The 21612-nt window shown below is 71.9% G+C and carries 16 protein-coding genes and 1 pseudogene; 9 read left to right on the top strand and 8 right to left on the bottom strand.

Annotated features, from left to right (window positions below; genetic code table 11):
- Nucleotides 1-122: 122 nt before the first annotated feature.
- Entirely contained in the window at nucleotides 123-890 is a 768-nt protein-coding gene (locus RM812_RS02765) for a hypothetical protein (RefSeq protein WP_311570748.1), read from the top strand.
- An 80-nt stretch (nucleotides 891-970) separates the two neighbouring features.
- Here the strand turns inward: RM812_RS02765 and RM812_RS02760 are convergent, their stop codons facing one another.
- The 4 genes from RM812_RS02760 to RM812_RS02745 all read right to left on the bottom strand — a co-directional run bounded on the left by RM812_RS02760 (nucleotide 971) and on the right by RM812_RS02745 (nucleotide 4304).
- Complete coding sequence (locus RM812_RS02760) at nucleotides 971-2524, bottom strand: FAD-dependent oxidoreductase (protein WP_311570747.1); 1554 nt, start codon at nucleotides 2522-2524, stop codon at nucleotides 971-973.
- 23 nt (nucleotides 2525-2547) lie between these two features.
- Nucleotides 2548-3465, bottom strand: a complete 918-nt coding sequence (locus RM812_RS02755; protein ID WP_311570746.1) for an AurF N-oxygenase family protein — start codon at nucleotides 3463-3465, stop codon at nucleotides 2548-2550.
- Nucleotides 3466-3612: 147 nt separating this feature from the next.
- Nucleotides 3613-4005, bottom strand: a complete 393-nt coding sequence (locus tag RM812_RS02750; RefSeq protein ID WP_311570745.1) for a VOC family protein — start codon at nucleotides 4003-4005, stop codon at nucleotides 3613-3615.
- Nucleotides 4002-4304, bottom strand: coding sequence for an ArsR/SmtB family transcription factor (locus RM812_RS02745; RefSeq protein WP_311570744.1), 303 nt, complete (start codon nucleotides 4302-4304; stop codon nucleotides 4002-4004). Before RM812_RS02745 ends, RM812_RS02750 begins: the two co-directional genes overlap by 4 nt.
- A 476-nt stretch (nucleotides 4305-4780) precedes the next feature.
- Between RM812_RS02745 and RM812_RS02740 the strand changes: the two genes are divergently transcribed.
- Together RM812_RS02740 and RM812_RS02735 are read left to right on the top strand one after the other, a co-directional pair.
- Nucleotides 4781-6037: a sulfite oxidase gene (locus tag RM812_RS02740; RefSeq protein WP_311570743.1), complete on the top strand. Its 1257-nt coding sequence runs from the start codon at nucleotides 4781-4783 to the stop codon at nucleotides 6035-6037.
- 64 nt (nucleotides 6038-6101) lie between these two features.
- Nucleotides 6102-6617 carry a PP2C family protein-serine/threonine phosphatase gene (locus tag RM812_RS02735; RefSeq protein ID WP_311570936.1) on the top strand — a complete coding sequence of 172 codons (516 nt, stop codon included), beginning with the start codon at nucleotides 6102-6104 and terminating at the stop codon, nucleotides 6615-6617.
- Nucleotides 6618-6647: 30 nt separating this feature from the next.
- On the opposite strand, the gene RM812_RS02730 is transcribed toward RM812_RS02735, so the two are convergent.
- A complete protein-coding gene (locus RM812_RS02730; protein WP_311570742.1) occupies nucleotides 6648-7562 on the bottom strand; it encodes a LysR family transcriptional regulator in 915 nt (304 codons plus the stop codon).
- Between the two features lie 72 nt (nucleotides 7563-7634).
- Here RM812_RS02730 and RM812_RS02725 point away from each other — a divergent pair, with 72 nt between their 5' ends.
- The 3 genes from RM812_RS02725 to RM812_RS02715 all read left to right on the top strand — a co-directional run bounded on the left by RM812_RS02725 (nucleotide 7635) and on the right by RM812_RS02715 (nucleotide 9797).
- Nucleotides 7635-8024: a RidA family protein gene (locus RM812_RS02725; protein ID WP_311570741.1), complete on the top strand. Its 390-nt coding sequence runs from the start codon at nucleotides 7635-7637 to the stop codon at nucleotides 8022-8024.
- 230 nt (nucleotides 8025-8254) lie between these two features.
- Complete coding sequence (locus RM812_RS02720; protein ID WP_311570740.1) at nucleotides 8255-9100, top strand: SDR family oxidoreductase; 846 nt, start codon at nucleotides 8255-8257, stop codon at nucleotides 9098-9100.
- Between the two features lie 109 nt (nucleotides 9101-9209).
- Nucleotides 9210-9797 (top strand): DUF998 domain-containing protein, encoded by a 588-nt coding sequence (locus RM812_RS02715; protein WP_311570739.1) that lies wholly within the window; start codon nucleotides 9210-9212, stop codon nucleotides 9795-9797.
- A 146-nt stretch (nucleotides 9798-9943) separates the two neighbouring features.
- Here the strand turns inward: RM812_RS02715 and RM812_RS02710 are convergent, their stop codons facing one another.
- The 3 genes and pseudogenes from RM812_RS02710 to RM812_RS02700 form a co-directional block, all read right to left on the bottom strand.
- A complete protein-coding gene (locus RM812_RS02710; protein WP_311570738.1) occupies nucleotides 9944-10546 on the bottom strand; it encodes a sugar O-acetyltransferase in 603 nt (200 codons plus the stop codon).
- Nucleotides 10547-10631: 85 nt separating this feature from the next.
- Nucleotides 10632-11047, bottom strand: a pseudogene (locus tag RM812_RS02705) (cytidine deaminase).
- 117 nt (nucleotides 11048-11164) lie between these two features.
- Nucleotides 11165-12418: a wax ester/triacylglycerol synthase domain-containing protein gene (locus RM812_RS02700; RefSeq protein WP_311570737.1), complete on the bottom strand. Its 1254-nt coding sequence runs from the start codon at nucleotides 12416-12418 to the stop codon at nucleotides 11165-11167.
- Nucleotides 12419-12884: 466 nt separating this feature from the next.
- On the opposite strand from RM812_RS02700, the gene RM812_RS02695 reads away from it, so the two are divergent.
- The 3 genes from RM812_RS02695 to RM812_RS02685 all read left to right on the top strand — a co-directional run bounded on the left by RM812_RS02695 (nucleotide 12885) and on the right by RM812_RS02685 (nucleotide 21598).
- The gene (locus RM812_RS02695) at nucleotides 12885-14018 is read left to right on the top strand and encodes an SDR family oxidoreductase (protein WP_311570736.1); all 1134 of its coding nucleotides are present in this window, start codon (nucleotides 12885-12887) and stop codon (nucleotides 14016-14018) included.
- A gap of 61 nt (nucleotides 14019-14079) precedes the next feature.
- A complete protein-coding gene (locus tag RM812_RS02690) occupies nucleotides 14080-15663 on the top strand; it encodes a PfaD family polyunsaturated fatty acid/polyketide biosynthesis protein (RefSeq protein ID WP_311570735.1) in 1584 nt (527 codons plus the stop codon).
- Between the two features lie 46 nt (nucleotides 15664-15709).
- Entirely contained in the window at nucleotides 15710-21598 is a 5889-nt protein-coding gene (locus tag RM812_RS02685; RefSeq protein WP_311570734.1) for an SDR family oxidoreductase, read from the top strand.
- Nucleotides 21599-21612: the final 14 nt, after the last annotated feature.

Below are 21612 nucleotides of genomic sequence, written 5' to 3'. Positions count from 1 at the left end.
TGTCCGTCCGAACGCGTCCGCGGCCAGGGGGAGGCTTTGTCTCCGTGAGTACGCGTACTCATGCCGTTCAGGCCCCGCCGTCGGAGCATGGTGGCACTGGGCGTCTCGGGTTGGGGGTCGGCGTGGGGAAGGTCGTGGCCGGGGCGGTGGCGGTCGGTGTGGTCGTCGGGGCACTGGTGCTCGCCCACGCCGTGGGCGCGCCGCTGGGGACGGTGCTGGGGGCGGCGGCAGGGGTACTGGCGCTGCTGTGGCTGCTGGTGCTGCTCACGGTGCCCTGGAACCTGTACTTCAGGGCGCACTCGGTGCTGGCCGAGATCACGCTCAGCCGGGAGAAGGGGCTCATCGTGTCCTCCGTGCGCGACACGGAGGCGTCCCGGATCGCCCGGATCATGCTGCGGACGGCCGTGGCGGGCCATGTGGTGACCGCGGGGACGGTGCTGGCGGTCGCGGCGGCGACGGATGAGCGCCTGGGCTACTGGCTTGCCGGGCTCTTCCTGCTCAGCACGGCCTTCCGTCCCGCAGGAGCGTGGTTCGGGCAAGTGCGGGGGCGGTTGGGGACGCTGCTGCGGGACGTGACGTATCCGCGGGACGACGTGGCGGAGCTCAAGGCCGAGGTGGCTCGGGCGGTACGGGGCGCGGAGGTGCTGCAGGGCAAGTCGGAGGAGCAGTACCAGGCGCTGGCCGAGCTGCGCAGGACGATGGACGCGCTGACCGCCTCGGTGTACGCGCGCGCCGACGAAGCCGACCGGAAGATCGTGGCCCTTGGGCGGGAGTTCGAGGCCACGGTGAACCGGCTGACCACGAACGAGGAGATCATCAGCGGAGTGAAGGCGTTCCTGCGGCTGATGCGGTCGGAGGACCTGGGGGCACCCGCAGCGCCACCTCGGTGAGGGGACAGGGGCCCGGCACCGGGGAGACGAAGGGGCCGTGAGCCGCCGGGCCGCGCCCTGTCCCGGTCGCGGAGGGAGCGTCAGCGACGGCGGCGTGCGAGGCGGCGGAAGGCCCTCGGCCCGCCGGTGGGCGCGGGCAGTACGCCCGCGACCGCATCGGCGAGCAGCGTGCCGACCGTCTCGGCCGCGCACGTGCGGTTCGCGCCGATGCCGCCCGAGGGCCCGCGTTTGATCCAGCCCACGACGTACATGCCGGGTGTGCCGACCACCCGTCCGTGCTCGTGCGGCACGGTGCCCGTGTCCTCGTCGAACGGAAGTCCCGCCTGCGGCACTCCGCGGTAGCCGATCGCCCGCAGCGCCAGGCCGGCCGGGATCTCCTGCTCACCGGCGCCGCCGGTGACACGCACCGCGCGGACGGCTTCGTCCCCGCACACTTCCACGGGCGTGGAGAGGAAGCGGAGTACGACGCGGCGCCGCCGCCCTGCCGCGTCCGGCGGCACCGACCAGTCGACGGCCGCCCGTGGCACGTCTCGCAGCATGTCCGCCTTGTCCTTCGGCCCGGCCGCGTCGATGGCCGCACCGATGCGCGCATCGTGGTCGTCCACGAGCAGGTCGAGGTCGGCGTGGCGCTTCAGCGCGAGGAGTTCGGGTCCGGTGTACGCGGCGTGTTCCGGACCCCGGCGCCCGAGCAGCACCACCTCGCGCACCTTGCTGCGGCGCAGCTCTTCGAGCGCGTGGCCGGCGATCGTCGTGCCGGCCAGTGCGGCCGGATCGGAGACCAGGATCCGGGCGACGTCCAGGGCGACGTTGCCGTTGCCGATCACGACGACACGTTCGGCCGAGAGGTCGACGGCATCCGGTGCGACCTCCGGGTGCGCGTTGTACCAGGCGACGAAGGTGGTCGCGGAGATGCTGCCCGCCCGGCCCTCGCCGGGTATGCCGAGCCGCCGGTCGGTCGCGGCGCCCACGGCGTAGATCACCGCATCGTGGTGTGCGGCGAGTTCTTCGGCCGTGATGTGCCCGCCCACCTCGAGGCCGAGGTGCACACGCACCCGCGGATGGGTGTGGAAGCGGGCGAAGGTGTCACCGATCTTCTTGGTGGCCGGGTGGTCCGGTGCCACGCCGTACCGGACCAGTCCGCCGGCCACCGGCAGCCGGTCGATCAGCGTCACCTCGGACCGGGTGTGCAGCAGCAGGTCCTCCGCGGCGTACATGCCGGCCGGCCCGGTGCCGACGATCGCCACCCGCAGCGGTCGGAAGTCCGACGGCAGGACACGGTCGAAGGCCGGCTCGCCCCAGGTGTGGAAGTTGGGGCCGTGGCCGGCTGTCCCGGAGCCTGCCCGCGCCTGCGGCGCCGCCGGCGCCTGCGACCTGGTCGCGGGCTGCTCGAAGTAGGCCGCGTTGATGTCGGCGTAGTCCCGCTGTCCAGGGGGCAGGCTGTCGACCGGGAAGACGGCGTCCACCGGGCAGGCGTCGGCGCATGCGCCGCAGTCGATGCACGCCTTCGGGTCGACGTACAGCATCTCCGTGCTGCCGAAGGCCCGCTCCTCGGGCGTGGGATGGATGCAGTTGACCGGGCAGACGGCCACGCAGGTGGCGTCGGCGCAGCAGGTCTGGGTGATCGCGAAGGCCATGTCGTCCGCTCGCCGGAAGGTCGTCAGATCAGGTTGGCGCGCTGGTAGAAGAACAGCGCGGGTTTGGTGAGCAGCCCCACCGAGGACAGGAACTCCATCAGACCCGCGCAGCTCGAGCGCATCATCGACTTGTGGTGCTCGTTGGCCTTCGCCTCGCGGACGGCACGTTCCTCGTCCAGTCCGGCGTTCGCGTAGACCTTCCGGTTCACCATGCTGGTGACGATGACGTAGGACGCCACGGCGATCAGGAAGGAGTGGATCTGACGGCGTATCCGTCCGGCGCGTGCGAGGCGCTTGCGCGTCTCGTCGCGGGCGAACTTCATGTGCCGTGACTCCTCGACGACGTGGATGTTGTTGATGGTGCGGACGAACGGCACGACCCGCTCGTCGCGCATCCAGTCGCGTTGCATCACGTCGAGGACCTCCTCGGCGACCAGGATCGCCGCGTACGCCGCCTCACCGAACGCGACGGTCTTGAAGACGCGGCCGAGTTCGACCGCCACCCGGCGCGGGCGGTAGGCCGGGGCCCCGAGCTTCTTCGCGCCGCGGGCGAACATGATCGAGTGGCGGCACTCGTCGGCGATCTCGGTGAGCGCCCACTGGAAGGTGTCGTCCGTCGGGTCCTTCGCGTAGATGTCCCGCAGCACCATCTGCTGCAGGATCATCTCGAACCAGATGCCGGTGCTGGCCACCGAGGCGGCTTCCTGGCGCGTCAACGCCTTGCGCTGCGCGTCGGTCAACTCGTCCCAGTACGCCGTCCCGTAGAGGGTGCTCCACTCCGGGCTGGCGCCGTGGAATCCCTCGTCGAGCGGGGTCTCCCAGTCCACCTCGGTGAGCGGGTCGTACGAGAGCTGCGCGGACGAGTCCAGCAGCCGCCGCGCGATGCCGTCCTCGGGGGCGCGGCTCCGGGGGGTCTCCGGCCGCGAGATGTTGATCGCCATGCAGGGGCTCCTCGAGTCGAGTCCGGGAAGTTCCGCATCCCTCGCTGCTATTACCGTCGGTAACACATTCTGCTTGTTGACGAACCTTATAGCAAGAGAGGGTGTACGCCTACCCCCGAGTAACCGGCGAGAGGGCCGCGCTTTCGCCTACTGTGCCTGTGTCGCGAGCTGGATCAGGTTGCCGCAGGTGTCGTCGAGGACTGCGGTGGTGACGGGGCCCATCTCCACGGGCTCCTGGGTGAATCGGACGCCGAGGCCGCGCAGACGCTCGTACTCCGCCCGCACGTCGTCGACGGCGAACTGGGCGAGTGGGATGCCGTCCTGGACGAGTGTGTCGCGGTAGGTCTTGACGGCCGGGTGGCCGGCGGGCTCCAGGAGGAGTTCGGTGCCGCCGGGCTCGTCGGGTGAGACGACGGTCAGCCACCGGTCCTTCTCGCCCACCGGGACGTCGTGCTTCTTCACGAAGCCGAGGATCTCGGTGTAGAAGTGCAGGGCCTTGGCCTGGTCGTCGACGAAGACGCTGGTCAGGTGGATCTTCATGAGGTGCTCTCCTCCGGTCCGGACGGGTGGTGCGCGAGCCATCGCTCGACGATCTGCCGCAGCGGGGCTGTGTTCAGGTCGTGGAACTTGTAGCGGCCTTCACGCCTGGTCTCGACGAGCCCGGCGGCCTCCAGTACGGCGAGGTGCTGGGACACGCCCTGGCGTGAGATGCCCAGCTCATGCTTCATGCTCAGGCGCGAACAGATCTCGAACAATGTCTGTCCGGACTTCTCCGTCAGCTCGTCGATGATGGTGCGGCGGGTGGGGTCGGCCAGGGCTTTGAAAAGGTCGTCGGCCACGCCTCCAGGATAGGCAAGCAATCACTTGCCTATCAAGTCGAGGTGGGGGGCTGCCGCAGGAGGGCGGAAAGGCACGTACGCCCAGCTCATGGGCGCCGAACACCCCACCACGACGAGGCCGGGTCCGCGCCGCGACTCGGCGAGGGGGCTCGCCCCGGCGCGGGCACCGCGAGCGCCGGTCAAAAGGCGACGTGCCGAAGCGATGTCAACAACAGGCGTGAGGGACGCGGTTCTCCGTGCGCGGGGCGTGTTCCTTCCGTACGATGGCGGGATGATCCGCAGCCGACGCCGCCTCGCCGCCCCGCGGTCCCGCGTCCTCATGCCGTATGGCTGTTGTTGATCCCCACCACGTAGGTCCCCGGAGCAGGGCCGGTTCGTTGCCGCGCCCGCGCGGTCGGGGACGTCTCCTCGCCTCGGGCGGCACCGCCCCTCCACCCGCGCGGAACCGTCCGCGCTCCTGCGAAAGGCAGGCTGTCATGCGCACCCCCGAAACCGCCTACGACCGCCGCAGACTGCGCCAGTGGCTGGCCGGTGAGGCCCGCGCCGACGGTGTCTCCCGGCGTGACATGCTCCGGCTCCTCGCCGCGGCCGGGCTCGCCGGCGCCGCACCCGTGGCTCTGAGCGCGCCGGCCGCCGCCGCGTCCACCGCGGGCGGCATCGTCAAGCCCCTGCCCGCGGACCTGTTCACCGTCCGCGGTACGAACGCCGAGACACGCTTCGCCTCTCTGGCGGGAACCGGCTACCACACTCCCAACGACCGGTTCTTCGTCCGCAACCACACCGCGACGCCGGTTCTGTCCGAGGCCGACTGGAAACTCACCGTCTGGGGCGACGGCCTCACCCATGACCGCCCCGTCGAGTTCTCACTGGCCGACCTGAAGAACCTGCCGGCCGTCTCCCGCAGCGCGTTCGTGGAGTGCGCCGGCAACGGCCGCAGCTTCTTCACCAGTCAGCAGGGTCAGACCGTCAGCGGCACCGCCTGGACCCTCGGGGCGATCGGCGCCGCCCGCTGGCGCGGGGCCCGCCTGGCCGACGTCCTGAAGCGCGCGGGCCTCAGCCGCCGGGCCGTCGACGTCCTGCCCCGCGGACTCGACGCCGACTACGTCACCGCCGAGGGCGCCGACCTCGGCCGGGTCCGCCGTCCGCTGCCGCTGTCCAAGGCGCTCGACGACGTCCTGCTCGCCTACGAGATGAACGGCGAGCCGCTGCCGCACGACCACGGACACCCCGTGCGCGTCCTCGTCCCCTCCTGGGTCGGTATCGCCTCCATCAAGTGGGTCGGTGACATCCAGGTGTCCGCCCGGCCGTTGTACACGCCCTGGAACACCGACTTCTACCGCCTGTTCGGCGACGCCCACCCGGACGGCGGGAGCGCGCCGCTGACCCGGCAGACGATCAAGAGCGCCTGGGAGCTGGACGCACAGGCGACCCTGACGGCGGGCGTCACCCACCGACTCACCGGCCGCTCCTGGTCGGGCGGTGGCGGTGTCGTACACGTCGAGGTCAGCACCGACGGCGGCGCAACCTGGACTGCGGCCCGGCTGCACGACGCTCCCCGGCGCGACGGCTGGGTCCGCTGGTCCACCCACTGGCGGCCGGCGTCGCCCGGACCGCACACACTGCTGGCCCGGGCCACGGACAGCACGGGCCGGACCCAGCCGGACGCGACCGTCCACAACACGCAGGGCTACCTGTTCGACGCGGTCGTACGTCACGTGGTGAACGCGGTGTGACACTCCCGCCGGTGATCGGTCCCGGCCGTCCTGCGCTGCGTCACACCACGCCAGCACCGCCGTCCTGCTGGACCTCGACCTCACCACCGGCCGGATCACCTGGATCAATCACGGCCATCATTCCCCGGTCGTCATCCGCGACGGCGACTGGACGGGGCTGCTGCCCTGTCCTCCGGCCCACCCGCCGGGCACCGACCTGGGCATCAAAGCCACCCTGTGCCGGGATCGGCTGAACCCCGGCGACCGCCTGGTCGCCCACACCGACGGGATCACCGAAGCGCAGGGCACCGTCGGCGAGCAATTCGGTCTGGAGCGGTCCGTGGACTTCATCCTCGCCCACAACGCCGAGGGGCTGAGGGTTCCCGAGACCCTGCGCCGCCTGGTGCACAGCGTCCTGGACTACCAACAGGGCCGGCTCCAGGACGACGCCACGGTGATCTTCATGGAATGGCACGGCCCCCACACCACGACCCATCCGGACGTCGGTCCCCCGGAGGGACTGCTCTCCCACCCGGGTGGGGACGAGGGCGGGACTGGACCGAGGCGCCCCGGGGCACGCGGCTGTCGGGCAGAACGGTGAACGGACGGAGACCCTGCCGGTTCGCAATGCTCAACCCCGGGGCCCGTCCGACGGATCGTGGTCGAGGGCTGCCAGGAGGTGGGGAATCAGAGGGCTCGGGTCCTTCTCGCGCCAGGCGGCCGCGACGCGGGTCCGAGCGGTGTCGGGCGCGATCCTGCGGAAGGCAACGCCCTTGAGGCGGATGCGGCGGATGCTTGCCGGGGCCAGTGAGACGCCCAGGCCGGTTTCCACCAGGGCACAGACGGTCTGCCATTCCACGGCATGCTGAGTCACCCGGGGCGTGAACCCCGCACCCGTGCACAGGCTGGTGATCCGGTCGTACAGAGGCGGGCCGACAGCACGAGGCAGGAGCACGAAGGGGGAGTCCGCCAGCTGCTCGACCCTGACGACTCGTTGGGCCGCGAGGGGATGAGTGGTCGGCAGGACGGCCACGAACGGTTCGGTCAGCACGGTCTCGAAGGCGAGATCCGTGTCGTGGGCGGGTGGCTCGCGCAGCAGGCCGATGTCGATGGTCCTCTCGCGCAGGGCGGCCAGCTGGGGGGTGGTGGTCATTTCCTGGATGTCCAGCCGCACGGCAGGGAAGCGTTCCCGAAAAGTGCGCAGCAGCCCCGGCAGGACGGTCAGCGCGAGGGAGGCGGCGAAGCCGATCCGCAGACGGCCGGCCCTGCCGCTGCCGGCCTCCCGGGCCGCGGCCAGGCCGTCCGCGAGGCCGGTGAGGGCCTGCCGGGCGGCAGGGAGGAGTTCCCGGCCCGCCGAGGTCAGGGTGACGCGTCCGGGTTCCCGGCTGAACAGCGCGTGGCCGACCTTGGTCTCCAGGCGCCGGATCTGCTGACTCAGAGGCGGCTGGGCGATGCCGAGGTGGGTGGCGGCGCGGCCGAAGTGGAGTTCCTCGGCGAGCACGACGAAAGCGTGCAGTTGGGCAAGGGGGAGTTCTGGGCGCTCCATACGCTCAGAGATATCACCTCATGGTCGAAGCCGTATTAGACGTATCGCCACTGATCACTTAGCGTTCCCCGCATGGCAGAGCGACGTTCCATCCTCAGCGGCTCGACCTTCGAGGAGCAGATCGGCTACGCCCGCGCAGTGGTCGACGGCGACTGGGTCCATGTGTCCGGGACGACCGGATTCGACTACGCCACGATGACGATCCCCGATGACGTGGTGGAGCAGGCCGAACAGTGCCTGCGCAACGTCGAGGCGGCGCTGGCCGAGGCGAAGTGCACGTTCGCCGACGTAGTCCGGGTGCGCTACATGCTCCCTGACCGAGCCGCATTCGAACCCTGCTGGCCGGTACTGCGCCGTGCCTTCGGCGAGGTCCGACCGGCTGCCACGATGCTCGTCTGCGGCCTCGCCGACCCCCGCATGAAGATCGAGATCGAGGTGTACGCACGGCGGACCCCCGCATGACGGTGGTGAAGCAGCCGTGCCGAGCCACCCGGACGCTCGTGCCTTTCCCCGTCGCGCCCGGCCCGGGGGCGGCGCCGTGGTCACCCGAGTGCCCGGACAAGCGGCACCCTGGCCGACGGGGGCCTTAACGTCGGGACCATGCGCGCCGTTGCCTGCCGGGCGGAGGGATACGCCCTGTGCCATGGCGGTGGCGGGACCGGCGACACCGGCACACGAAGGGCATGACGCATATGGCGGGACCCATTCTGATCACCGGCGCGGGCAGCGGCTTCGGCAAGGAGGTCGCGCTGAGACTCGCAGCGGCAGGGCACCAGGTGATCGCCGGCGTGGAGATCGTCGCTCAGGTCAGCGCGGTCCGCGCCGAGGCGCGTGAGCGGGGTGTGCGGCTGCGTGTCGAGAAGCTCGACGTCACCGACGCCGGCGACCGTGAGAAAGCCTGGACCTGGGAAGTCGACGTCCTCCTCAACAACGCGGGCGTCTCCGAGGGCGGCGCCACCGTCGACATCCCCGAGGAGCGGCTGCGCCGCCAGTTCGAGGTGAACGTGTTCGGCCCGGTCCTGCTCACCCAGGGCATCGCCCGGCGGATGGCGGCCCGCCGCAGCGGCCGGATCGTCTTCATGTCCTCGGTCGCCGGGCTCACCGTCGACCCGTTCACCGGCGCCTACGCGGGCTCCAAGCACGCGGTCGAGGCGTTCGCCGACGCCCTCGACCAGGAGCTCGCCGAATTCGGTGTCACGGTCGCCACGATCAACCCGGGCCCGTTCCTCACCGGTTTCAACGACACCATGTTCGAGACGTGGAAGGAGTGGCGCGACGACCCGGCCGACCGCCTCTACGACTACGCCGAGCTGGCGTTCCCGCACGAGCAGTACGACCCCGAGCCGGTCTACGAGCGGACGGTCCAGGTCCTGCTCGGCGAGACGCACCGCTACCGGCATCTGCTCCCCACCGAGATGGAGCCACAGGTCCGCGACCAGGTCGACGCCCAGTGGAGCCGCCGGCTCAACGACGGCAGTCGCCCCGCCCTCGTACAGAAGGCGTACACCCTCAGCCCCGGCACGCCCGTCCAGCCCTGAGCCCCGTTCCGCACCGGGACCGACCGGGGCACCCGCCAGACACAAGGCCCTCACCGCCGTGCCCGCGTGTGCGCCGGAGAAGAAGAAGAGGGTACTTTACGGTAATTCGATGCGACATGTGCCTAAGTGGGCCTTGCTTTCGTCGGGTTTGGCACCCGTCCTGCTGGCCGGCGGCTGGACGATTGCGGGGCTGCTGGAGGGGCCCACGTACGACCCTGTTGCCCAGACGATCAGCGTACTGGCGGCTGACGGCGCTTCGGGGGCGTGGGTGATGACCGGGGCGCTGGTGGCCCTGGGGATCTGCCACTTAGTCACCGCTTGCGGGCTGCGCGTGGCCGCGTTCGCCGGCCGTGTGGCGCTGGGGGGCGGTGGCGTGGCGGCGTTGGTGGTGGCCTTGTTCCCGACGCCGGGCAGCGGCGGCTCCCTGCGGCACGGGTCAGTCGCTGCGGCCGGATTCGTTCTCCTGGCGGTATGGCCGCTGCTGGCCGCCGTTCGCGGCGGAACCGCGCCGTGGGGGCTGCGCCCGGCCCCCTCGATCGCGGCGACCGCTGTGATGGGCCTCGGTGCGGCATGGTTCCTGCTCGGTGTGCACCTTCACGGCGCCATCGGCGTCTCCGAACGGTTCGTGACGTCCTGCCAGTCCCTGTGGCCCTTCGTGGTGGTCGCTTCCTGCGTCCGCCATCCGGGGAACGCGTAGGAAACCGATGGACGACGCCTTCTCCCCATCCCCATCCCCACCCACGCCCACCCTGGACCGTGCCCGGGTCGATCGGTGAGCCCGCCGACGAGGCGGCGCGGCAGGTGCAGCCCGGCGCCACCACGAACCCGGCGGCCGAGGATCCCCTAATGTCCGGCACTGCGTGTGGTGAGGTCCTCGTCCGTGATGGCCCGGACCACCCGGCAAGGTGTGCCGAGCGCGACGGTCATCGGGGGAATGCTGCGACTGACGACACTGCCGGCGCCGATGACCGACCCGTATCCGATACGGACGCCGGGCAGGACGACCGCGTTGCTGCCGATCCACACCTTGTCCTCGATCACGATCGGTTCGGAGAACCGCCCGAAGTCGGTGCGTCGCGCGGGATGCACCGGGTGTCCCGTCGTGGTCAGTGTCACGCTGGGGGCGATCATGACACCGTTGCCTATCCGGATGTCCACGTCGTCGACGAACGTCAGGTTCACGTTCCCGAAGAAGTCGTCGCCGATGTGGACGTTGCTGCCGAACCCGGCGTGGAACGGAGGCAGCAGCACCGTGCGTTCACCGACCGAGCCGAGGATCGCGACGAGCAGTGATCGACGCTTCTCCGTTTCGCCCGGTGGTGTCCGGTTGTACTCGAAGATCTGCTCCGTGCGGCGTCGAGGGGCCTGGAAGGCCGCTTCCGACTCGGTGTAGACGAGCCCCTTGGCGATCCGGGCCAGGACTTCTTCCTCGTGTGTATCCGTCACAGCGGACGTTCCCTTCGTGGAATCCGTAGAGCACGGGCGCCGTGTTGTCGGCCGGAGGTTCCGGCCCGTGCCGATTGCCGCGGGTCTACGCGGGGTCGGGCCGGTGATCCGCCCAGACGCAGCTCTCAGGCGGAAACTCCGTGATGGGGGACCGCCCGGAGGCGCTCTCCATGGCCGACGATGACCTCGAGGGCGGGGAAGTGGTCGAGAAGGACCTGACGACACCGGCCGCAGGGGGGAACGACCCCCCCGGTCGCGGTCGCCCACGGCCACCATCGTGTCCAGTTCGTAGGCGCCCTGGGCGGCTGCCGCGCCGATGAGGACCAGTTCGGCGCAGGGCCCGCCCGTGAAGTGGTAGGCATTCACCGCCGTGACGATCCGGCCGTCCCGGGCGCGGGCCGCAGCCGCCATGGTGTGGTTGTCGCCCCGGCAGCGAGCACGCGCCACATCCGCTGCCGCCAGGACGAGTTCGTGGTCCGCCCGGTGGATCCGCCCGGTCATCTTCCTCGCCTTCGTCAGGTGATCAGGCGAACGTTGACCCGGGCGACGAGGATGTGCAAGCGAATTTCGGCTCGCGCCTCACCTTCCCCGGCACCTGCGGCACGTATTGACTCGGTTTCAGTCCGTCGGTGCGAGTCCCCGCTCGAGTTCCGCCACGGAGTCCGTCCACAGGTCGGGCAACCGCTCGCCAAGAGGCAGCGCATGGTCGACCATGAAGGAGACCTCGGCCCACTCGCCGAAGAAGGCCAGGCCCACACCGCAGAGGTGGCCCGGTAGGAGCAACGGCAGCAGGGCGGCCCCCGTGACGTCGGTGCTGCCCAGCGCACCGCCCTCGGCGAGCGGGACGGACGTGGTCACCATCGCCGTGACGTCCGGCGAGGTGATCCGCCGCATGTACCAGGCCGTGGGCCGGGCGGGCATGAACCGGACCAGGTCATGGATGGCCTGCCGCCGCGGGCTGCGCTTCACCCCGGAGGTCGCCGCCGCGACGAGTACCAACCGCCGCGACGGCGAGTCCTCGGACAGGGGGAGCTGCACGGGGACCGCGAAGGTGCGGTTCCCCCATGTCTGCTCCTCGTCGTGCCGACGGGCGTCGACAGGCATCAGCGCCGAAGCACGCCGAAGGGGGACGCCTGCCTCTCCTGACCACCTGCCCAGGGCTCCTGCCAGCGCCGCGAGGTGAACGTCGTTCGCCGACACGCCATGTGCCGTGCCGATCCTCCGCAACCTCTCCAGGGGCACCCGGGCCCGCAGGAGTCGCCGTCGTCCACTGGGCACGAAGGGCACCGCCGGCCGCCGGCCCGGAACGGGAAGGACGTCGAACGCGAACTTCGTCCCCAGACCCAGCGCCATGACCGTCCTGCGCAGACGCTCTCCGCGGCCGCGCGGCGCGGGGAGCGGCCTGCGGGCGGGCTCACCGGTGCCGAGCAGGGTACGGAACGCGAGGGCGGCTGCGATGCCGTCCTGACACACGTGCTCGAACCTGTAGCACACGGCGTACTCGTCCGGTGCCCGGCCGTGCACCAGCCACAGCCCCCATGGGGCGTCGCGGGGGAGTGGTGCGCCGAGGGCTGTCTCCAGAGGCGACTGCGCGGCGTCCGGTCCGGCCGACACCACTTCGTGGACATGGCGTTCAAGAGTGAAGGTCTCGTCCGGTCGCCACACGGGGGGACGCGCGGTCCGCTCCAGCCGGTGGGTCAGCATGGGCAGTTTCGGCAGGTGCATCCCGACATAGGCCCGGAAATCCTCCAACCGCGGTGGCCGGCCGCTGAGATACGCGATGCCACCGGTGTCCCAGCGGGCGTCGGGATGGGCCCGCTCCAGCCTGAGATACGCGCGGTCGATGGGGTGAGTACGCACGTCGGCGGACATGGTCACCATGCTTCCGGTCGGGGCGGTCCGGGACGGGCCGCGAAGCGGTCGGCGCGCGAAGAGGAGGGGGCGGGTCCGCCGACGGACGGGCCGGAGAAGGAGAGGTCGCTCCTACGGGCGACTTCCGGGCTGGAAGCACAAGGTAGACGGCTCTCGTCCCGGGAGTCGCGGCGACCGACGAGCCCTTCACTCGGCCGGAGGAGGTGTTCGAGTGCCCGTTCGTCAACTCCCGTACAGTAAAGGCCCCTTCGAGGATGAGCATGAGGGGATATGGGCTCTTCCGCTCTCCGTCACCTGCCACTGTGCTCGATGTGCGTTCGGCGCGTCCGAGGGGGAGATCGGGGATGAGGGTGGGCGAGTCGGTGGGGCGGGAACGATTACTTCTGGTGTCGCAGCGATTACTTCCGGTGCGGATGCGACTACTTCGGTCCGCGTCCACGTGGCGTGTCCCGGCGGAGTCACGGTCGTGAACATCGCCCTCACCGGTGCCACCGGCTTCCTCGGCCTACGTCTGCTGCGGTGCCTCCTGGAGCGGCACGGAGCACTGACCCTGCTCACCCACTCGGCTTCCGCGGACGCCCTCGGCCGCGTCACCCGGTTCCTCGAGGCGACCGGAGCGCCGGAACGACTGATCGCCGAACTCCCCGCGAGGGTGCGGGTGGTGCCCACCGATCTGAGCCGGCCGCGCATGGGACTGCCGACGGCGCGCTTCGAGGAACTGGCCGACGCATGCGACGCGATCTGGCACAGTGCCGGTTCCATCAACCTGGAGGGCGACCTCGCGTCGTTGCGCCGCGTGAACGTCGAAGGCACCAGAGCCGTACTGGAGTTGGCTGCCGCCGGACCTCGTCGGCCGGTGATCTACCACGTCAGCACCGCCTTCGTGGCCGGAGCGCGACGCGAGGGGGTCGTCTACGAGGACGAACTCGACGACGCCCACGGCTTCGAGAACTCCTACGAACGATCCAAGTACGAGGCCGAAGCCCTGGTACACGCCTGGGCGCGCACCCACCGCAGTCCCGTCGTCGTCCTGCGGCCGAGCATCCTGGTCACGGACCTGCCACCGCACCCGGAGCTGCCCCGGCATCCGCTGCAGGTCATGGACCAGTTGGTGGGGGACGCGATGCACGCCGCCGGACTCGCTGGCAAGCGCCGCTCCGACCCCGGCCTCCCCGTGATGCGACTGGTCGGCCGACGCTACGGCCACCTGAACATGATGCCGGTCGAGGACGCGGCGACGGCCATGGTGCGTCTGGCGGACCGGGAGCCGTCCGGCCGGGTCGACACCTACCACGTCGTCCATGACCACGACGTTCCCGTGTGCGCCGTCACCGAACTCATGGAGCGGCTCGCGCCGCTGCGGGCCCGACTGGTCGACAGGAGACCCGACGACGTGTCCGCCCTGGAAGCCTCCATGGACTTCTACCCGGGCATCACGCCCTACCTGCGCCACCACCGCCGCTACGACGACACCCGGGCACGCACCGTGCTCGGCCCTCCCCGGTCGGTCACCCGGGTGGACGTCGACTACCTGCTGTCCGGTCTGCGCCCGGCGCGCCCGGCATGGCCGACGGACGCGCCGGCGGGCGGACCGCACTGAGGCTCCGTCCCTCCCTCCCTCACCCCTGCCTCGTCCGCACGCCTTCCCTTGGAGCCCGCCCTTGTCCGCTCCCACCCGGCCCGGCAGCACCGAAGCGCAACCACCGGTCTTCTCACCCGAAACGGTCACCGCCTGTACCCGGCGCATCCGGGAGCACGTGCACATCGTCACCGACAGCACCCGTCAGGCACTCGGCCTGTCCCTCGGCCCGCGGCCGGCCGGCGAGGTCGTCGGCACGTTGCCGCCGCTGTATCCGGAGTGGCTCGGCGGGCGCACCTTCTGCGAGGCGCACGGCATCCGCTTCCCCTATGTGGCGGGCGAGATGGCGAACGGCATCGCGACCACCCGGATGGTCACCGAGATGGCCCGGGCCGAGATGCTCGGCTTCTTCGGCGCGGCGGGCCTCGGACCGCCGGAGGTCGAGCGTGCCGTGCGCGAGCTGACCGTCCGACTCGAGGGCAGGACGAACTGGGGCGTGAACCTCATCCACTCCCCGGCCGAACCGGAGCTCGAACACCGGGTCGCGAAGCTGCTGCTGCACCACCGGGTGCCCTGCGTGTCACTGTCGGCGTACATGGAACTCACCCCCGCCGCGGTGCTGTGCGCGGCCCGCGGACTGCGCCGGGACGGCGACGGGCGGGTCCTGCGCCCCACCCGGATCCTCGCCAAGGTCTCCCGCCCCGAGGTGGCCGAGAAGTTCCTCTCGCCCGCACCGCCCGACCTGCTGCGCCGATTGGTGGAGCAGGGCGAGCTCAGCGCCGAGGAGGCCGAACTGGCCGCACTCGTACCGGTGGCGGAGGACCTCACGGTGGAGGCCGACAGCGGTGGGCACACCGACAACCGGCCCCTGGGCGCACTGCTGCCCCGCGTGCTGACGCTGCGCGACGACATCGTCCGGCGCCTCGGCTACCGGCGCCCGGTCGGCATCGGTGCCGCGGGAGGGCTCGGGACGCCCGCCGGGGTGGCCGCGGCGTTCGCGCTCGGGGCCGCCTACGTGGTGACGGGGTCGGTGAACCAGACGGCCACGGAGGCCGGCATCTCGGACGACGCCAAGGCCATGCTCGCCCAGGCCGACGTCGCCGACGTGGCCATGGCCCCCGCGGCGGACATGTTCGAGCTGGGCGTCACCCTCCAGGTGCTCCGCCGGGGCACCCTGTTCGCCCCCAGGGCCGCCCAGCTGTACGCCGCCTACCGGGCCCACCCGTCGCTGGAGGAACTCCCCCGCGAAGTGCGGACGAAGCTCGAGCGGGACATCCTGCGGGCGTCCGTCGACGAGGTGTGGGAGCGGACCAAGCAGTTCTGGGCGGCACGCGACCCGGGGCAGATCACCCGGGCCCAGAGCGATCCCAAGCACCGGATGGCGCTGGTCTTCCGCTGGTACCTGGGCAACTCCAGCCGCTGGGCCATCGACGGGGACACCAGTCGGCGCGCCGACTACCAGATCTGGTGCGGCCCGGCGATGGGCGCGTTCAACCGGTGGACCGCGGGCGGCTTCCTCGCCGAGCGGGCGAACCGCACAGTGGTGCAGATCGCGCTCAACCTCCTCGAAGGTGCGGCGATCCTCACCCGGGCCCACCAGCTGCGGACCTACGGCGTCCCGGTTCCGGCCGCGGCGTTCACGTACACGCCGCGCAGACTCGCGTGACCGCGGCCCCCACCCAGGAAGAAGACGCCGACGAAAGGGAGAGCCCGTGTCCGCCCCCCACCCCCCGCAGGTCCCCGTCGCCGTGGTCGGCATCGGGGCCCTGGCCCCGGGCTCGACGAGCACCACGGAGTTCTGGCGGACCGTAGTGTCGGGCCGGGACCTGATCACGGACGTGCCACCGTCGCGCTGGCTCGTCGACGACCACTACGACCCCGACCCCGCCACGCCGGACAAGACCTACGCGCGCAAAGGGGCGTTCCTGCCCGAGGTCGCCTTCGACCCGCTGGCCCACGGCATCCCGCCCGCCATCCTCCCCGCCACCGACACCAGCCAGCTGCTCGCCCTGATGGTGGCCGATCAGGTCCTCGCCGACGCCGGCGGACTGGAGGGCGTGGACCGCGAACGGGTCGGTGTCATCCTCGGCGCCGCCCCGCTGGAGCTGCTGGGCCACATGCAGGCCCGGACGCAACGCCCGGTGTGGCTGAAGGCGTTGCGGGAGAACGGCGTCCCGGAGGCCGAGGCCCAGTCCGTGTGCGACACCATCCGGGACCACTACACGCCCTGGCAGGAGTCCACCTTTCCCGGGCTCCTCGGGAACGTCGTCGCGGGACGCGTCGCCAACAGGTTCGACCTGCACGGCACCAACCACACCACCGACGCCGCGTGCGCCAGCTCGTTCGCCGCGCTGTCGACCGCGGTCGCGGAACTCCAGCTGGGCCGCGCCGACCTGGTCCTCAGCGGTGGTGTCGACACCCTGAACGACATCGGGATGTTCATGTGCTTCTCGAAGACGCCCGCGCTGTCGCCCACCGGTGACTGCCGGCCCTTCTCCGACGAGGCCGACGGCACGATGCTCGGCGAGGCCGTCGTGATGTACGCGCTGAAGCGGCTGTCCGACGCGGAACGCGACGGCGACCGGATCCACGCGGTGATCCGGGGGATCGGCACCTCCTCCGACGGCAGGGGGACGGCGATCTACGCCCCCCTGCCCGAGGGCCAGGCACGGGCGCTGCGACGCGCGTACGAGCAGGCGGGCTACGATCCCGGCACCGTGGAACTGGTCGAGGCGCACGGTACCGGGACGAAGGCCGGAGACGCCGCCGAACTCGCCGCGCTGCGGACCGTGTTCGAGGAGAGCGGGCGTTCGGACCCGCAGTGGTGCGCGATCGGCTCGGTGAAGTCGCAGATCGGCCACACCAAGTGTGCCGCCGGCGCCGCCGGACTGCTCAAGGCGGTCATGGCCCTGCACCACAAGGTCCTGCCGCCGACCATCAAGGTCGAGCGGCCCCATCCCGCCATGCGGACACGGGACAGCCCGTTCTACGTCAACACCGAGGCCCGCCCGTGGGTGCGCGCGCCCGCCCACCCGCGCCGGGCGTCGGTGTCCAGCTTCGGATTCGGTGGCAGCAACTTCCACGTCACGCTGGAGGAGTACGTGCCGGCGCAGGGACGCGGCCGCCAGGCGTGGCGCAGCCGGAGCGCGCCCACGGAACTCGTGCTGTTCAGCGCACCCTCGCCGGCAGCGCTGCTGGAGCGGACCCTCGACAGGGACCGCTCGCTCGCCGATGTCGCGAGGGAGAGCCAGGCCGGGTTCCGGCCCGCCGACCAGGTGCGCCTGGCGGTCCTGGCCACCGACACCGACGACCTGTGCGACAGGTTCGCGCAGGCCGCCGCGGCCATCCGGCAACGGCCGCACACCGCCTTCTCCACTCCGGGTGGGGTGCACTACGGCACCGGAGCCCCCGCCGTCGGCAAGGTGGCCTTCCTTTTTCCGGGGCAGGGCGCCCAGTACGTCGGCATGGGCGCGGAACTGGCCATGCTGGCCCCCTCCGCGCAGGCCGCCTGGGACCGCCTGGGAAGCGCCCGGTTCGGGGGTCGCGCCCTGCACAGCGTGGTGTTCCCCCCTCCCTGCTTCACCGACGAGGAGCGGGAAGCCCGAACCGCCCTGCTGAACGCCACCGAGTGGGCGCAGCCGGCGCTCGCCGTGCACAGCCTGGCCCTGCTCGAGGTGGTGCGCGGACTCGGACTGCGGCCCGACTGCGTGGGCGGTCACAGCTTCGGCGAACTGGTGGCCCTGCACGTCGCGGGAGCCCTGGACGCGGAAGCCCTGGTCGCGCTCGCCCGCAGGCGGGGCGAGTTGATGCGCGCGGCGGCCGGCACGCCCGGAGCCATGCTGGCGGTGGCCGCGGGCCCGGACCGGGTGACGGCCGCCCTCGCCCAGGCGGGCGTGCAGAACGTATGGCAGGCGAACCACAACGCGCCGGACCAGGTCGTGCTCTCCGGCGAGAGCGCGGCGATCGACGCCGTCGAACGGGAGCTCCTCGCCGGAGACATCCCCCATCGCAGGCTGGAGACCGCGCACGCCTTCCACAGCCCTCTGGTCGCCCCGGCGACCGACCCGCTGTCGGATTTCCTGCGCGACATGACGCTCACGGCGCCCGTCATCGAGGTGTACGGCAACGCGGACGCGGCGCCGTACCCGAAGGACCCCGACGAGGTGCGCCACAGGATCGCCCAGCACCTGGCCGCGCCCGTGCTGTTCCACGAGCAGGTCGAAGCGATGTACGCCGCGGGAGTGCGGACGTTCGTCGAGGTCGGCGCCGGATCCGCACTCACCGGACTGGTCGGGCGGATCCTCGGTGACCGCGAGCACGCGGCAGTCGCCCTTGACCGCCGGGGACACCACGCGGTCAGCACCCTGCACAGCGCGCTCGGCAGACTCGCGGCGCACGGTGCGCAGTTGGACTACGGCCCCCTCTGGGCGCCCTACGGACCGTCAGGGACAGCAGTGAAGGAGCGCGAGCCGCGCATGACCGTGCAGATCAGCGGTGCCAATTACGGTCAGCCCTATCCCCCCGAGGGCGGGGCCGCCGAACTGCCCCAACCGAATCCGCCCCGGAGCCTGCCGACGCCGGCACCTGCCCCGATGCCCGCACCGGCCCCATCGCTCGCACCGGCCGCGGAACCCGTACCGGAGCCGACCGACACGGCCTTCCCGGCGGACCCCCACTGGCCGGCCCTGGTCGAGAGTGTGCAGCGGCAGGCGGCGGAGGCCCACGCCGCCTGTCACCGCATGCTGGTGGACAGCCACACGGCGTTCCTGCGGATGACCGAGACGACCCTGGCCGCGCTCCTGGGCTCGCCGCGGCAGGACGATCCGGCCCCGCCCACGCCGCTCGCGGCGCCCGTCCCCGTAACGGCACCCGCACCGCAGACCCCCTTCGTGCCTCCCGTTCCCGTTCCCGTTCCCGGGACGCCCGCCCCGGCCCCCGGCCCCGTGCCCCGAATTCCCGCGCCGACCGCGGCCCCCGTCGTACCGCCCGCCCGCGCGCCCGAGCCCCCGTCGCCTCCGGACCCCGCCGACGCGGCGCCGGCCACGAGCCCGGACCGGTTCGAGGAACTGCTGCTCTCCGTGGTGGCCGAGCGCACCGGATACCCGGTCACCATGCTCGACGCGGACATGTCGCTCGAGACGGACCTGGGGGTCGACTCCATCAAACGCGTGGAGATCCTCTCCGCCGTCCGGCAGCGGGTGGGTGACCTGCCGACCGGGGATGTCGCCGCGCTCGGCAGGCTCAGCACCCTGCGCGAGATCGTGGACGCCCTCACGGAGGCCGTCGCACCCGTCGCCGAGCCGTCCGCCCCGGCCGAGGTCCCCGCAGTGAGCCCGGAACAGGCGGAGTCGGCGGAAGTGCGGCGGCTGGTCCTGCGAACGGTGAACGCGCCCGCGCCCGGGTTGGAAACGGCGGGACTCGGTGACGGGCCCGTCTCGGTGGTCGCAGGTCCCTCCCGGATCGCCGCTCTGGTGGCCGGGAAACTGACCGGCCGAGGCGTGCGGGCCGAAGTGGCCACCCGGATCCCGGACGACGCACGCGCTGTCGTGTACCTCGGCGGCCTGACCGACATCGGCTCGCCGGATGAGGCCGGGCAGATCCTGCGGGACGCCTTCCGCACGGCGCGCTCGGTCGCGCCGCGCATGGAGGCTGGCGGAGGGGCGTTCGTCACGGTGCAGGACACGGGGGGCGACTTCGGGCTCGACGGCAGGGAACCCGGCCGCGCGTGGCTCGGCGGTCTCGCCGCCCTGGCCAGGACGGCCGCGAGGGAATGGCCGGCCGCTTCCGTCAGGGCGATCGACTGCGAGCGCGGCGGCCGGGACGCCGAGGCGGTGGCCGAGGCGCTCGTGGAAGAACTGCTGGCGGGCGGACCGGCACCCGAGGCCGGCCTGCGCGCCGACGGTACCCGCCTCGTACCGTGCGTCGTCGCGGCACCGGTGGAGCCGGGCACGGCGACGGGCATCGACCCGGAGTCGGTGATCGTGGCCACCGGGGGAGCGCGGGGGGTGACCGCGGCCGCCCTGGTGGACCTCGCCAGGACCCACCGGCCCCGCATCGCCCTGCTGGGCCGCACGGAACTGGTGGCGGAGCCCGCCGAGACGGCCGAGGCCACCGACGAAGCCGCACTCGTGCGGGTACTCGGCGAGCACCGCGCCGAGGGCACCGGCCCCGCCGAGATCAGCGCCCGGGCGAGGGCGATCCTGGCCGCGCGCGAGGTCCGGGCGACACTCACCGCACTGGAGGACGCCGGCTCCCCGGTCCGGTACCTGCCGGTGGACATCAGGGACGGCGAGGCCCTCGCGGCCGCGCTGCACGAGGTGCGCGAGGTCTGGGGCCCCGTCACCGGGATCGTGCACGGCGCCGGAGTACTGGCCGACAAGCGGATCTCCGACAAGACGGACGAGCAGTTCGACCGGGTGATGTCCACCAAGGTCGACGGGCTGCGAGCGCTGCTCGCGGCGACGGCCGACGACCCGATCGGGACGATCTGCCTGTTCTCCTCGGTGGCCGGCCTCTTCGGCAACGCGGGGCAGAGCGACTATGCCATGGCCAACGGCGTACTGGACCACGTGGCGTCGGCCCAGCGCATCCGGCGACCGGACTGCCGGGTGCTCTCCATCGCCTGGGGTCCCTGGCGTGGCGGGATGGTCACCCCGGCGCTGGCCGAGCACTTCGGCCGGTCGGGCATCGCGCTGATCCCCGTGCAGCGGGGCGCCGCCGCGTTCACCGCCGAACTCGGCGCTCCGGCCCGGGACACCCGGATCGCCCTGGTCGCCGGTGACGGGGACGCAACCCCGGACGGTGCGGGTGATCCGCCCACCGCCCACATCCGGATCACCTCCACCACGCACCCCTACCTGGCCGACCACCGCGTCGCCGAGGATCCGGTACTGCCCCTGGCCATGGTCCTGGACTGGTTCGCCGGCGCGGCCGGAGCGTGGCGTCCCACCACCGGCGGGCCCGTCCTGCGCGACGTGCGGGTGCTCGACAAGGTCACCCTGCCCCGGCTGGCCCACGAGGGGCACCGGCTCACCGTGCACGGACGCCGCCGGGTCATCGGCCCGCCGTCGGGCCTGGAGGCGGAACTGCGGGACGAGGACGGCGTGCCGCACTTCCGCGCCGTACTGGACTTCGAGGCCACCCCCTCGGAACCGGAGCCGTGGGGGGCCGGCCCCGAGGAAACGGACACGACGGACCGCCCCGTGCCCTACGGCGGACGGACCCTCTTCCACGGGCCGCGGTTCCAGGCACTGCGCGCCCTCCGCGGCGTCGGGGCCCACGGAGCCGAAGCGACGGTCGTGGGCGTCGCCGGGCTGGGCTGGGGCGGCGACCACTGGCAGACCGATCCGGCCGCGGTGGACGGCGCGCTGCAACTCGCCCTGGTGTGGGCGGAACACGTCCTGGCGGACGCGGCCCTGCCGATGGCCGTCGCGGAGTGCCGCATCCACCGGCGCGGCCCCGCTCCGGACAGCCTGCGGGGTGTGGTGCGGGCCCGGAAGGTGCACGACACCGGCGCACGGTGCGACGTGGCCCTCGTCGACCCGGACGGCGCCCTCCGTGCGGAACTGCTCGGGGTGGAGCTCGTACGGCGTCCCGACTGAACGAGCGTGGCCCG

Source organism: Streptomyces lancefieldiae, assembly GCF_031845825.1.
In the GTDB taxonomy this organism is placed as follows: Bacteria; Actinomycetota; Actinomycetes; order Streptomycetales; family Streptomycetaceae; genus Streptomyces; species Streptomyces lancefieldiae.
The sequence above is the reverse complement of the archived record's forward strand: the minus strand, read 5'-3'. Positions and strand labels throughout refer to the sequence as shown.

Bases quoted from the DNA above. Each gene is read 5' to 3' on its own strand.
- RM812_RS02730 (WP_311570742.1), bottom strand. From the start codon at position 7,562: ATGGAGCGCCCAGAACTCCCCCTTGCCCAACTGCACGCTTTCGTCGTG.
- RM812_RS02700 (WP_311570737.1), bottom strand. From the start codon at position 12,418: ATGTCCGCCGACGTGCGTACTCACCCCATCGACCGCGCGTATCTCAGG.
- RM812_RS02755 (WP_311570746.1), bottom strand. From the start codon at position 3,465: ATGGCGATCAACATCTCGCGGCCGGAGACCCCCCGGAGCCGCGCCCCC.
- RM812_RS02750 (WP_311570745.1), bottom strand. From the start codon at position 4,005: ATGAAGATCCACCTGACCAGCGTCTTCGTCGACGACCAGGCCAAGGCC.
- RM812_RS02760 (WP_311570747.1), bottom strand. From the start codon at position 2,524: ATGGCCTTCGCGATCACCCAGACCTGCTGCGCCGACGCCACCTGCGTG.
- RM812_RS02740 (WP_311570743.1), top strand. From the start codon at position 4,781: ATGCGCACCCCCGAAACCGCCTACGACCGCCGCAGACTGCGCCAGTGG.
- RM812_RS02720 (WP_311570740.1), top strand. From the start codon at position 8,255: ATGGCGGGACCCATTCTGATCACCGGCGCGGGCAGCGGCTTCGGCAAG.
- RM812_RS02715 (WP_311570739.1), top strand. From the start codon at position 9,210: ATGCGACATGTGCCTAAGTGGGCCTTGCTTTCGTCGGGTTTGGCACCC.
- RM812_RS02725 (WP_311570741.1), top strand. From the start codon at position 7,635: ATGGCAGAGCGACGTTCCATCCTCAGCGGCTCGACCTTCGAGGAGCAG.